Source organism: Kaarinaea lacus, assembly GCF_975902315.1.
This window is the reverse complement of sequence record NZ_CDLKIE010000248.1, coordinates 1-12,099: the sequence shown is the minus strand read 5'-3', so window position 1 is coordinate 12,099 and position 12,099 is coordinate 1. Positions and strand designations below refer to the sequence as shown.

Annotated in this window: 12 protein-coding genes and 1 pseudogene; 7 read left to right on the top strand and 6 right to left on the bottom strand. The window is 44.7% G+C overall.

Features of this window, described 5'->3' with window-relative positions; genetic code table 11:
* The coding region (locus ACWVCM_RS07730) for an insulinase family protein (RefSeq protein ID WP_455201154.1) at nucleotides 1-356 on the bottom strand (356 nt) is incomplete at its 3' end.
* Nucleotides 357-642: 286 nt separating this feature from the next.
* Here ACWVCM_RS07730 and ftsY point away from each other — a divergent pair.
* From ftsY to ACWVCM_RS07695, 7 genes are all read left to right on the top strand, one after another.
* Entirely contained in the window at nucleotides 643-1,680 is a 1,038-nt protein-coding gene (ftsY, locus tag ACWVCM_RS07725) for a signal recognition particle-docking protein FtsY (RefSeq protein WP_455201153.1), read from the top strand.
* Between the two features lies 1 nt (nucleotide 1,681).
* Nucleotides 1,682-2,368 carry a cell division ATP-binding protein FtsE gene (ftsE, locus tag ACWVCM_RS07720; protein WP_455201152.1) on the top strand — a complete coding sequence of 229 codons (687 nt, stop codon included), beginning with the start codon at nucleotides 1,682-1,684 and terminating at the stop codon, nucleotides 2,366-2,368.
* A 31-nt stretch (nucleotides 2,369-2,399) separates the two neighbouring features.
* Nucleotides 2,400-3,431: a permease-like cell division protein FtsX gene (gene ftsX / locus ACWVCM_RS07715; protein ID WP_455201151.1), complete on the top strand. Its 1,032-nt coding sequence runs from the start codon at nucleotides 2,400-2,402 to the stop codon at nucleotides 3,429-3,431.
* A gap of 181 nt (nucleotides 3,432-3,612) precedes the next feature.
* Nucleotides 3,613-4,470, top strand: coding sequence for an RNA polymerase sigma factor RpoH (gene rpoH, locus ACWVCM_RS07710; protein ID WP_455201150.1), 858 nt, complete (start codon nucleotides 3,613-3,615; stop codon nucleotides 4,468-4,470).
* Nucleotides 4,471-4,737: 267 nt separating this feature from the next.
* On the top strand, nucleotides 4,738-5,598 hold the full coding sequence (locus ACWVCM_RS07705; protein WP_455201149.1) for a hypothetical protein: 861 nt from the start codon (nucleotides 4,738-4,740) through the stop codon (nucleotides 5,596-5,598).
* A 274-nt stretch (nucleotides 5,599-5,872) separates the two neighbouring features.
* Entirely contained in the window at nucleotides 5,873-6,964 is a 1,092-nt protein-coding gene (locus tag ACWVCM_RS07700) for a hypothetical protein (protein WP_455201148.1), read from the top strand.
* Nucleotides 6,965-7,282: 318 nt separating this feature from the next.
* Nucleotides 7,283-8,023, top strand: coding sequence for a hypothetical protein (locus ACWVCM_RS07695; RefSeq protein WP_455201147.1), 741 nt, complete (start codon nucleotides 7,283-7,285; stop codon nucleotides 8,021-8,023).
* Between the two features lie 3 nt (nucleotides 8,024-8,026).
* Here ACWVCM_RS07695 and bioD read toward each other — a convergent pair whose 3' ends face one another.
* The 5 genes and pseudogenes from bioD to ACWVCM_RS07670 all read right to left on the bottom strand — a co-directional run.
* The gene (gene bioD / locus ACWVCM_RS07690; protein ID WP_455201146.1) at nucleotides 8,027-8,704 is read right to left on the bottom strand and encodes a dethiobiotin synthase; all 678 of its coding nucleotides are present in this window, start codon (nucleotides 8,702-8,704) and stop codon (nucleotides 8,027-8,029) included.
* A gap of 23 nt (nucleotides 8,705-8,727) precedes the next feature.
* The gene (bioC, locus tag ACWVCM_RS07685) at nucleotides 8,728-9,618 is read right to left on the bottom strand and encodes a malonyl-ACP O-methyltransferase BioC (RefSeq protein ID WP_455201145.1); all 891 of its coding nucleotides are present in this window, start codon (nucleotides 9,616-9,618) and stop codon (nucleotides 8,728-8,730) included.
* Entirely contained in the window at nucleotides 9,602-10,378 is a 777-nt protein-coding gene (gene bioH / locus ACWVCM_RS07680) for a pimeloyl-ACP methyl ester esterase BioH (RefSeq protein ID WP_455201144.1), read from the bottom strand. The genes bioC and bioH overlap by 17 nt, the downstream gene beginning before the upstream one ends.
* Nucleotides 10,378-11,541 carry an 8-amino-7-oxononanoate synthase gene (bioF, locus tag ACWVCM_RS07675; RefSeq protein ID WP_455201143.1) on the bottom strand — a complete coding sequence of 388 codons (1,164 nt, stop codon included), beginning with the start codon at nucleotides 11,539-11,541 and terminating at the stop codon, nucleotides 10,378-10,380. The genes bioH and bioF overlap by 1 nt, the downstream gene beginning before the upstream one ends.
* 41 nt (nucleotides 11,542-11,582) lie before the next feature.
* A pseudogene (locus ACWVCM_RS07670) lies at nucleotides 11,583-12,099 on the bottom strand (hypothetical protein); the annotation flags it as partial.

Genomic DNA, 12,099 nt, shown 5'->3' with positions numbered 1-12,099 from the left:
TTGAACATCATGTGTTCCAGTACATGGGCGACACCGGTGCTGCCATTTTGCTCGTAACTGCTGCCTGCTTTGTACCAGACCTGGGATACCACCACTGGTGCACGGTGATCCTGCTTCACCAGGACTTTCATTCCGTTATCCAGCATAAACTCGTACACACGAGGATTTGCTGTTTTCCCGCTTTGTTCTGAATCCGCGTTTGACGTTGCTTTTGCGGATTCACTGGCTGTAGTTGCTGCGGCGTTGGTTGCGTTTTGTGCTTGCTGGTTTGCTGGACCAGAGGCGCATCCAGCCAGAAAAATGACAGAAAACAGCATAAACCAGCCGGCTGTCTTCAAATGTCGACATCTACTCATGTTTTTTCTCTCTTTAGCAGGTTAATGGGTGTCGTTGTGGATTTTGGCGCATTGTTTTTTATGTACTTGCTGAGCATAGACGATCGTGTCAGAAATAGTGTTACAGATCAAAATATTCAATAGTAATGCCAGTTCTGTTTGCCACTTTTGTTAAAAATTTGCGCGATAGACAGGGGTTTTTTCGTTACAATTCCACCTTACTAAAAACCGCCCGCTCATCGAGCCTGAGTGGTTTGCCAATTCTGGTGCTAAATAACCGCAATGTTACATGAGACAGTCATAATTTATGTTTGGTTTCAAAAAGAGTAAATCTGCAAAATCCAGCGATCAAAACGAGCAGCAATCGCCTGGCGAAAGCCCGGCGAGCTCAGCCGATGACGAATCCACAAAAAAACCGGGCTTATTTGCTCGACTGACAAATGGATTAAAACGCACCCGTACTGGATTTACCGACGGTGTTGCCAACCTGGTGTTGGGTAAAAAAGCCATTGATGATGATGTACTGGAGGAAATTGAAGCACTCCTGTTAATGGCGGATGTTGGCATTGAAGCAACCCAGGCAATTATCGATGATTTAACCCAGCGTCTGAAACGCAACCAGCTAAACGATGCTGAAGCTTTGTTTTCCGCGTTAAGCGAAGATATGAGCGCTATCCTGGAGCCAGCCAGCCAGCCTTTGCAAATTCCCCAGTCCGATAAACCGTTTGTAATACTGATGGTGGGAATTAATGGCGCAGGAAAAACCACTACTATCGGTAAACTGGCGAAGCGATATCAGAGTGAGGGACGCAGTGTGATGTTAGCTGCAGGTGATACATTTCGCGCCGCAGCAGTGGAACAACTACAGGAGTGGGGAAGGCGCAATGATATCCCAGTTATCGCGCAACATACGGGTGCCGATTCTGCGTCAGTGATATTTGATGCGCTGGAAGCGGCGCAAGCCCGCAACATTGATGTACTGATTGCCGATACCGCAGGACGCTTGCACACTCAATCCAATTTAATGGAAGAGTTGAAAAAAGTGCATCGCGTGATGTCCAAGCTGGACCCGGATGCACCTCACGAAGTAATGATTGTATTGGATGCCAGCATTGGTCAAAACGCCGTAGTACAAGCCAGGCAATTTCATGATGCCGTTGCGGTATCAGGAGTGACCTTAACTAAGCTCGATGGTACCGCCAAAGGAGGCGTTATCTTTGCCATTGCCAAACAACTGGGTATACCAATACGGTTTATTGGAATAGGTGAAGGTATCGATGATTTACGTGATTTTAACGCCAGGGATTTTGTAAACGCACTGCTGGAACACGAGCCTGCCGAATAATATGATTAAATTCGTTAACGTATCCAAACGGTACCCTGGCGGTCATGAGGCATTGAATAATGTCAGTTGCCACCTTGAAAAAGGCGACATGGTGTTTTTAACGGGTCATTCAGGGGCTGGTAAAAGTACCTTATTAAAACTTATCACTTTGGTGGAACGAACCACGCGTGGTGAAGTGGTGCTGGATGGGAAAAACCTGTCACGAGTGCGTCGACGGCAAGTACCTTATTTGCGCCGCAAAATCGGCATGGTGTTTCAGGATCATAACCTGCTCTATGATAAATCAGTCTTTGATAATGTTGCGTTACCGTTGATTATAGCGGGTGAGCATCATGCTGAAACCGGGCGACGGGTACGAGCAGCCCTGGATAAGGTGGGATTATTGGGTCGCGAAAAACAATATCCTGTTACCTTGTCAACCGGGGAACAGCAACGGGTAGGTATCGCCCGAGCTGTTGTTAACCGACCACCACTTTTATTGGCTGATGAGCCGACAGGTAATCTTGATCCCGATCTCTCAAGAGAGATCATGGGACTTTTTGAGTCTTTCAATAACATTGGTACGACGGTATTAATTGCAACGCATGATTTGGAGTTGATAAAACATATGCCCCATCGATTGCTGACATTGCATCAGGGTCGTTTAATAGCGGATACCAATACCCAGGATCTTAATCAGATTGCATAATAACAGGTTTTAACCTCACTATTGGCCTTCCATGCGTAATCAGAAAAGCCGTCAACGAAAGAAATCCCAGGCCCGGCGCCAACCACCTGCTACTTCGTTTGTCGATTATGAGGTCGAAGGTCGAAGCCGTAACAAGCCTCGATCCAGTTTGGCCAGGTTTGTTGCACATCACGGTTGGGTAGCTAGAACCTCCCTGCAACAGTTACTCCTGACACCGCTGTCAACATTGTTGACTGCGGCTGTGATTGCAATTGCCCTGTCGTTGCCAGCCGGATTGTTTTTACTGTTAAACGACCTGCAAACAATAGTCATTGGCTGGCAGGGCACTGCACAGGTTTCTGTATTTTTGAAAAAGGATGTGCCGAATCGCCAGGCTACAACTCTGAGTCGTAGTCTAAAAAGCTGGAACGAAATTGCTAGTGTGCAGTATGTTAGCGCCGAGCAAGCGCTACAGGAGTTTCAGGAACATTCAGGATTTGGGGACGCCCTGAGCATACTGAAAGAAAATCCGTTGCCCGCAGTACTAATCATTGAACCTGGCCAGGATTATTTGTCTTCCAGTAAATTACAGCCGCTGGTTAAAAAATTACGGGATTTGCCGGAAGTGGATCTGGTGCAACTGGATTTTCAGTGGATAGAGCGGTTGAACACTATAATTGCCCTGGGAAAACGGGGTGCTTTGCTGTTATCGGCAATGTTGGCCGTAGCGGTTCTGATCGTGATTGGTAATACCATTCGACTTACAATCTTTAATCGTCGCCAGGAAATCCTGGTTACGAAACTGATTGGTGCAACCAACCAGTTTATTCGACGGCCCTTCCTGTATACCGGTTTCTGGTATGGTGTTTGCGGCGCAGTGCTTGCTATCTTTCTGATATCTTTATTATTTTGGCTAATTAGCGGGCCGGTGAAATCTCTGGCCGCGCTCTACAATAGCCCCTTTCAGCTGACGGGTCTTACTTTGCAAGATTCAGGTCTGGTTATTATTACAGCAATTTGCCTGGGTTTAGTGGGCTCCTGGATCGCCGTTACCAGACACATTCAACTTATTGAGCCAAAATAAGAAATTCTCGGTGCCTTGAACTTCGTTTTTAACTTATTGATTAATAAGTCTATTATTGACCTCATGAACTTTTGCCGGACTTAGCACTCATATTTCCCGAGTGCTAAAATTAATTGGCACTCTTAAATTTGGAGTGCTAAACTTCAACCAACACAAGAAGTTAAGAGGAAAATTGAAAACCATGATGCCAACAAGCTATGCGTTAAATTTAGCTAATCCCACTGGAAGTCTCGAAGCTTATATACAGGCCGCTGGCCAAATACCCATGCTGGAAGCTGACGAAGAGCGCAAGCTCGCTGAGCGATTGCAGCAAGAAGGTGACCTGGAAGCAGCGCAGCGTCTGGTTATGTCGCATCTACGCTTTGTTATACACGTTGCACGCGGATACAGCGGTTATGGGCTGGCTCAGGCTGATTTAATCCAGGAAGGAAATGTGGGGCTCATGAAAGCCGTGAAACGATTTGATCCCACCATGAATGTTCGGCTGGTTTCTTTCGCGGTGCATTGGATTCGAGCCGAAATTCATGAGTTTATTCTGCGCAACTGGCGCGTTGTAAAGCTGGCAACAACCAAGGCGCAACGTAAGCTTTTCTTTAACTTACGAAAAAATAAAAAGCATCTGGGCTGGTTTAGCCAGGCGGAAGTAGAGGCTGTTGCTAAAGATTTAAACGTGCCACCGGAAACAGTCCTGGAAATGGAAAAGCGGATGAGTGGCCAGGATACGCCATTCGATGGCTATAACGATTCGAATGACGATGATGACTATACGCCTTCTCCTGCAGGTTATTTGCAGGACAATAGTCATGAACCTTCAACTGTTTTGGAGCGGCAAAACAGTGAAGCTCACAACAATGAAAAGTTAGCGAAAGCATTGGAAACACTGGATGATAGAAGCCGCGATATTTTGCAGAAACGCTGGTTGTCAGAAAAGAAATCTACCTTGCATGACCTGGCTGCAATCTACAATGTGTCTGCTGAGAGAATCCGCCAATTGGAACAAAATGCGATGAAGAAAATAAAAGCCAGCCTGGTCGCATAATAAATTTTATCAATGAGCGAATAAAAAAGCCGCGAAACGCGGCTTTTTTTGTGCCCCTTAGTTGGGTGGTTACTGCTCAATTCTATACCAGTATCCTTGGTTAAGCGCGCCTGGGATAGTAATTTGTAAAAATGGGATTAATTCACATGGAATTCGGTTAAAAATTAAATATAATACGCACATCTATCTCCTGCCTAAGTTAGCTGTGTGATTACGTTAAATAATTTCAATTATAAATATTTTTTATTTTTAATGAGGGGAATCATTATGAAAACAATCTTTAAACCTTTACCAGGTTTTTTACTGTTAGGGACTTTATTTAGCCTGGTTGCCTGTAGTTCAGGTGGGGGTTCGTCTGCTCCACAAGCCGTTGCCATTAACGATTCTAATGCTGAGCCATTAAGCATTGCTGCTACGGATTCCGCTTACCAGGCAACTGTTGTGCAAAATGCAAATCCTCTGGCTGTTTCTACAGCGCTGGATGATTTGACAGTTACTGTTACTCAAATTATTGGCAATGTATATCAACCTCGATTGACGCCAAATGGAGTTATTGTTGCTACAGGTGACTGTGGTGGAAACGTTGATATGCCTGATCCGAATGCCAATAGTGGCACTATGACATTTAATAATTTCTGTGTATCTGTGCCGGGCTACGGCAATATGGTTATGGACGGCAGTGTTACATACTCTTTTAGAGATCCAATTTTATCTGTAACTTACAACGATATGTCAGTCACCTTTGGTGGTGAGACTCAGACACTTAATATGTCAGTATCAATTAATATGGATACTTTCGAAGTTGTTTCATCCAGCTCAAGCTTCACCGGATCAGATGGCAGTACGCTGACAATATCCAATTTTGATATTTCCGGTACACCGTCGAGTGGTATTTACATAAACTCGGGTCGTGTAACGCATCCAAGTTTTGGATACATTGATATAAGTACATCTTCGCCCGTAGTGTTAAGTGGTTGCCCGAACGATCGGCCGATGAGCGGGACTATTGTAGCTCAGGGTAGTGGTGGAACAAGTGCAAGCATTACGTTTAATGGCTGTAATGACTACACATGGTGCTACAATCTAGGTAACGGCAGTGGTCAACAATGTGCTAGTGGATCCTGGTAAACCAAGACAATAAGTTTTATTTATAGAAAGCGCGAGCCTGATTGGTTCGCGCTTTTTTTTGCCCCTTAGTAGGGCGGCTATTAAACCGTTTTATATTTATAGTTTGAAGTTGACGATAAGGAATAAGAATTATTAAAAACGGAATTATTTCACATGGAGTTCCAGTGAAAATGACGATATACTGTATGAATTCTATCTCCTGCCATCCATAAGTAGTGCTGCATAAATTCACCAATTTTCGAAAGTAAATTATATTAGTTTAGAGGGAATCACTATGAAGTTATTTATTAGAACTGGATTAAGTATTTCATTGTTAGGGGCCGTATTTGGGCTGGTGGCTTGCAGTTCAGGTGGAGATGGAGGTAGTGGGTTTGCTGCGCCAAATATTTCTCATACTCCGGTTGCAATTACAACTGAAAACGAAAGCGCAGTTGCTCAGGTAGGATTCGACGGTGCAAATGGTGGTGCTGGATTAGGGGCTGGTGCCCTGGATATTATTCCAGGTGCTGTTGTTGTTGATAACGGTGCTGCAAGCAAAAACATCAAACTATATAGTACCCTGAAAAAATTACTAGACAACGCGTTAAATAACGATGCACAAAAAATTGATGCCGTATCTGCGACAGGCGCACAATTTTCGGGTACTGAATCATGTGCATATCAGGATCCTTTTACTGGTCAAATCGTAGGGTCAGGTTCTGAGAGCTTCAATGTCAATATTACAGACTTTAATGAAGTTACAGGGGAACCGAATTCTCTTACAAGTGGCGATTATATGAGCGTCACTTTTAATAATTGTGACTACGGTGATGGTGAAGTACAGACTGGATCAATGACCATTACTTTTAATTCTAATGTGAATCAGGCAGATATTGCTGCTGAAGTGTTTAGTCTGGATGTAACATTCAATATAAATAAATTAACGACGACGAGCGCAACATTTGGCACAGAAACAATACATGGTTCTGTAGATTTAAGTCTAGATGTCAACGGGACTAACGTAGCATTCGATATGTCGGGTAATTCTCTTTATGTTGTCTCAGAAATTGAAAGCGTCCATTTAACGAACTTTAGCTTTGTCGCTACGACAGATGGGAATTCAATTACAATTGATTCCTCATTTACTATTGCCAGTACCGAACTGAATGGGCAAATTACAGTTGATTCACATTTTGAGTCTACTGCAGGTAGTTACCCAACTACAGGATACATGAATATTACTGGTAATGATTCGCAATTGAATATCAGTGTCAATGGTGATGGAACCATAGAAGTAATGCTTACTGTCAACGGTAGCCCTGAGGCAGGTTATCCAAAAACTGTTGCCTGGAGTGAGTTAGGTATTGAGGTTGATAATGCTTTTTAAATTATTATGACAAAGGTAGGCTATTATGAAGGCGTGCTTATGAAAGCACGCCTTTTTTTATTGCCCATAATGTTCCAGATGTTCATAATGTCAAATGACAAGGGGTAAATCTTTGTCGATGAAAAGTTTGCTAGATTATCAGGAAATGAAAAAAAGCCGGTTAATGTATATAATGTATCCGCTCTATAATCCAACTATCTAGTCCGGCGGTTATTTATGAATCAAATATTCAATAGATTTATCTACGTATTTTTCTTTATGTTTGTTTTGCCGTGTGTTGCATACGCAGAGTCTAAAATTATTATCGCGCCCGGAATAATGAATTTTGATTACGTGGAAACAGATGTTGATGGCAGCTTTCTGGATGGCGAAAAAGGCGATATACCCGGAATATTTTTTGGGTTTGAAACGAAATCGACAGAGTTGCTGACTTTTGGTATTGCGTTTGAACGTTATAAAGGAGAGGTTGATTATGAAGGCCATATTCAAACTAATCCACTTGATTTGCGCTACGAAGGTTTGCCCTTGTCTACAAAAACAGACCAAAATATAACTTCACTTATTGCGTCATTGTCGTATTCACTTGCACAACACCGGCCTCTCTCAATCTATGGGACATTTACTATCAAAAGATGGGAAAGGGATATTCAGTCAACGTTTATTTCAGGCATTGATAATTTTGGCGATCCCTACCAGGATTTATTCGTTTCCGGTTTATATGAAATTTATGAATGGTGGCAACTTACTTTTGGATTACATTACAACCTCAAATTAACGGCTAAATCCTATATGGATTTCTATGGTGGTTTCCTCCGCACACTTGATCCTACCATGAAAGTATTTTCGATTACTTTTAACCTTGAAGAAAAGTGGGGTTACGAAGCAGGACTTGCCTGGATGTACAAACTGTCCCGAGAACATAGCCTGGGATTGGCTATGGATTATACGTTCTGGGAGTTTGGTCGTAGTAATGTGATATTCAACAGTGTTGAACCAGATAGTGAATCGAATATGCTTGAATTCAAGTTAGTTTATGAGTATTCGTTTGATCATCATTGACCCTTAGTTTTCTAGCGGAACAATATCCAGCTGCTGAGCAAAGTTCTCTGCTGCGCAATTCGCATTATAAGGAAGGACTGCTAATAGAGGTGCGGGAATAAGTCGCTGCAGGCTCTCAATGTTATCCTGGCTTTTTTCCATAGGCCCTGATGCATGATTGGCTACCCATCCCGCCAAAGTGAGGCCACTGGCTCTTATGCTAGCCTCGCTAAGCAAGCTATGGTTCAGGCATCCCAGCCGCATGCCTACTACCAGGACTACAGGTAGTTGAAGACGAATTGCGATATCAGCCATAGTTTCAGTATCATTTATTGGTACTAACCATCCTCCGGCTCCTTCGACAATGACGACCTCTGATTGTTTAGAGATTTCATCATAACATGCGGCAATTTTGTCTAGCGCTATTTTATCTCCCAGTTCTTGAGCGGCAATGTGGGGTGCTATTGATGGTTCGTATGCATAAGGATTGACAATATTGTACGGCATATCGATTGAGGCATTATCCTGGAGTTTTACAGCATCATCATTACGCAAGCCATTTTTGGTATGGCTGCATCCCGCGGAAACGGGTTTCATTCCCGCGACCAGTTTTCCTTGCGACTTGAATGCCTGCATTAACGCGAGGGAAACGCAAGTTTTGCCTACGCCGGTATCAGTTCCTGTTATAAAGTAGCCTGCCATACTGTTGATTCGAAAGTTTTACATTAAGTTTTCCTGGAAAAATCGACCTGCACAGTATTGCCAGAACTTTGATATTTTTCTTCGCCAGCCGCGCGCCATGCATGACCGTAGACAATTTCATATGTCGCGGGTAATTTTCCATTATTCCTGTACTTTTCGTAAGCCTGCAACATTTGTTGTAGGTGAGTTTTGCCAGTGAGACTGTTTGAACGTTCCGTAGCAGCATTGTGGGCACCAAGCAGTTTTAACTCTCGCATTAACTGGTAGCCATCATTGAAGGTTAAGGTGAAGTACTCCATGTCCATCACGGGATCTGCCAGTTGGGCGCGAAGTAGTGCATCGCCCACATGGTGCATGTCAACAAAGGAGTGCACGTGTTGTCCGGTGTCGACAAGCTGCCAGCTGTGGCGTAATTCTTTTAGCGTATCCGGTCCCAGTGAGCTGAACATGAGTAATCCGCCCGGTTTTAATATGCGTCGAAACTCTTGAAACGCATTATCCAGATCGTTACACCATTGCACCGTTAAACTGGAAAAAATGAAGTCGACACTTTGGTCGGCCAAAGGCAATGTTTCGGCGTCACCACAGATGAATCTGGGTTGTCGGCCTAATACTTTTTCGCGCCAGGAACACTTGGACCTGGCCTTGTCCAGCATATGTTCTGCAAAGTCCACTCCGATGACCTGTGCCTGTTTATAATTGCGCGCGAGTTTCAAAGTTGTGTCGCCGGTGCCGCAGCCAACGTCAACGATTGTTTTCGGAATCAGGCGAACAATGTCCATGCGATCCAGTAAGCGTTGAGCGACCTCGCGTTGCAATGCTGCCACATCGTCATAAGTTTCAGCGGCCTTATTGAATGATTGACGAGCGGCGCGTTTATTAATCGGTGCTGTATTTTTATAGTGTTGTTTCATTGATAAAAGCAGTGATAATGTTTAGAAACTCTTGTGGATGAGATATAAAAGGCGCGTGGCCCGCTCCGTTAACTATTGCGAGTTGGCTGTTCGCCAATAAAGCAGACGTATCATACCCTGACTTTTCAGGTATTAAGGTATCTTTTTCGCCGACAATCACTAACGATGGACAATGAATATCGGACAATACTGGCCGTAAATTGCAGTTGATTAACAGATTCAAACCTTGCTCCAGGGCAGTCAGCTTTGGCTCACCATTGATAAACACTTTGTCCCTTAATGCCTTGATGGACTGTTTAGCTTGTTCGCTACCTAAAGCTTGTATTGCAAGAAAGCGCAAAATCGTCGTGCGATAGTCACGCTGCAGGCTTTGTGCAAAACCTTCGATGACAGCTTTATCCACAGCGTTTGGCCAGTCCTCGGATTGTACAAATTGTGGTGAGCCAGCGACTAATACCAGCTTATTAATTAACTCGGGGTATCGGTAAGCCAGGTTTAATGCAATCAGCCCTCCCAATGACCATCCAACAACGATCGAGTCGTTTTCCAGTATCGGCGCAATTTCGTCAGCCATTGTGTCGAGATCAAACTGTCCATCCGCCGGTAAATCGCTTTTGCCGTGCCCCGGGAGGTCAACGGCAAAGACTTGCCCGTATTGCGTTAATTCCGGCAGTACGTCATCCCAGACGCGACTATTCAATGCCCATCCATGCAACAAATAAATGGGTTTACCTTCACCGTGTGTTTTGTAATACAACATTATATTGAGGACTCGAAGTGCGAAAGTAACAGGTCGACGTCTGAGTCTTCGTGTAACGCGCTAAAGGTTATACGTAGCCGGGAACTGTTTTCCGGCACTGTGGGTGGTCGAATTGCAGAAATCAAAATACCCTTTTGTAAAAGTTGCTGACTCAGGGCAACTGCCCTGTCGGCATCGCCGATGATTAATGCTTGTATTGGCGTCTTTGAATCAACTAAGGTTAATCCTAATTGCTTCGCGCCCGCCCGAAATCTTTGTATCAATGTGTTGAGTTTATCCCGGCGCCATTGGTCCTGTTTGGCGAGTTGCAAACTCCTGCGTGTCGCTTCAGCGATAGCCGAAGGCAATGCCGTGGTATAGATATAAGTGCGCGCTTCCTGAATCAGGTATTCAATGAGATTTTCTTCACCCGCAACAAATGCGCCGAAAGCACCCAGGCCTTTGCCGAGTGTTCCCATCAGGACAGGAACATCCTGTGTGGATAAGCCGAAAGAATGAATGGTCCCCCTGCCCTGCTTTCCCAGTACCCCTATTCCGTGGGCATCATCCACCATTAACCATGCATCATGTTTTTTGGCCAGTTTTACCAATTGGTCCATTGGTGCGATGTCGCCGTCCATACTGAACACGCCATCAGTTACAATAAGTTTTTTGTTCGCTTCGCTTTTCGATAGAAAACTATTTAAGGAGTGAGTATCGGCGTGTTGATAGCGCTGGAATCGCGCACCGCTATTCAGTCCTGCATCAATTAAGGATGCATGATTCAGGCGGTCTTCATAGACGGCATCACCCTTATTCAATAACGCCGCAACAGTACCCAGATTTGCCATATATCCTGTGGAAAATAGCAAAGCACGTGGGCGCTGTACGAAATCAGCGAGCTCTTCTTCCAGTGCATGGTGCGCTGTACTATGACCGGAAATCAGGTGTGCGGCACCACTGCCGACACCATAGTGTTCCGCACCACTTTGCATCGCCTGAACAACATCCGGGTGGTTTGCTAACCCGAGGTAGTCATTACTGCAAAATGACAAATAACTTTCCTTGCCAATGGAAACATGCGGACCTTGTGGGCCGGTCAGTACCCGGCGTGAACGATATAAATGTAGTTCACGTTTGGATTGCAGAGACTGAGCTATGGTTGTTTCAAAAGAACTGGACACAATGTCACACGAAACGTCTGGCGCGCAATAACTGCTAGTAACTAAATGGCTTTATCGATCTGCTGTGCACGCCGATGTTGTGTATCTTCTCGGGCTTTGAGGTTCAGGTCATCCAGCATTTTTATATCATCTTCAACCTGGCGGCCTTTCGTCGTCAGGTAGTCACCAATCATGACGCCGGAAGCGCCCGCCATAAAAATCATTGACTGCATGTCACCAAGAAACTGGCGGCCACCGGCAATGCGAATCTCGGCCCGCGGCAGCATATAACGAAATACCACGATGCTTTTCAAAATCTCCATGGGTGTCATCGGCGTACGGTCCGCAAAGGGAGTGCCTTGCTGGGGACTTAGAAAATTGAGCGGCACGGATTCGACACCAAGCTCGCGTAAAGTGCTGGCGAGTTCCACTCTTTGATCCAGGCTTTCGCCCATACCTAATATGCCGCCACTGCAAACCCGTAACCCGGCATCAACGGCTGATTTAATGGTATCAATATTTTCCTGATAGCTGTGAGTAGTACAAACCTGGTCGAAGAAGCTTTCTGCACACTCCAGG

What these genes read in the sequence shown, in the direction of transcription:
- ftsY (WP_455201153.1), top strand. Translation starts at nt 643, where the DNA reads ATGTTTGGTTTCAAAAAGAGTAAATCTGCAAAATCCAGCGATCAAAAC.
- ftsE (WP_455201152.1), top strand. Translation starts at nt 1,682, where the DNA reads ATGATTAAATTCGTTAACGTATCCAAACGGTACCCTGGCGGTCATGAG.
- ftsX (WP_455201151.1), top strand. Translation starts at nt 2,400, where the DNA reads ATGCGTAATCAGAAAAGCCGTCAACGAAAGAAATCCCAGGCCCGGCGC.
- rpoH (WP_455201150.1), top strand. Translation starts at nt 3,613, where the DNA reads ATGATGCCAACAAGCTATGCGTTAAATTTAGCTAATCCCACTGGAAGT.
- ACWVCM_RS07705 (WP_455201149.1), top strand. Translation starts at nt 4,738, where the DNA reads ATGAAAACAATCTTTAAACCTTTACCAGGTTTTTTACTGTTAGGGACT.
- ACWVCM_RS07700 (WP_455201148.1), top strand. Translation starts at nt 5,873, where the DNA reads ATGAAGTTATTTATTAGAACTGGATTAAGTATTTCATTGTTAGGGGCC.
- ACWVCM_RS07695 (WP_455201147.1), top strand. Translation starts at nt 7,283, where the DNA reads ATGAATTTTGATTACGTGGAAACAGATGTTGATGGCAGCTTTCTGGAT.
- bioD (WP_455201146.1), bottom strand. Translation starts at nt 8,704, where the DNA reads ATGGCAGGCTACTTTATAACAGGAACTGATACCGGCGTAGGCAAAACT.
- bioC (WP_455201145.1), bottom strand. Translation starts at nt 9,618, where the DNA reads ATGAAACAACACTATAAAAATACAGCACCGATTAATAAACGCGCCGCT.
- bioH (WP_455201144.1), bottom strand. Translation starts at nt 10,378, where the DNA reads ATGTTGTATTACAAAACACACGGTGAAGGTAAACCCATTTATTTGTTG.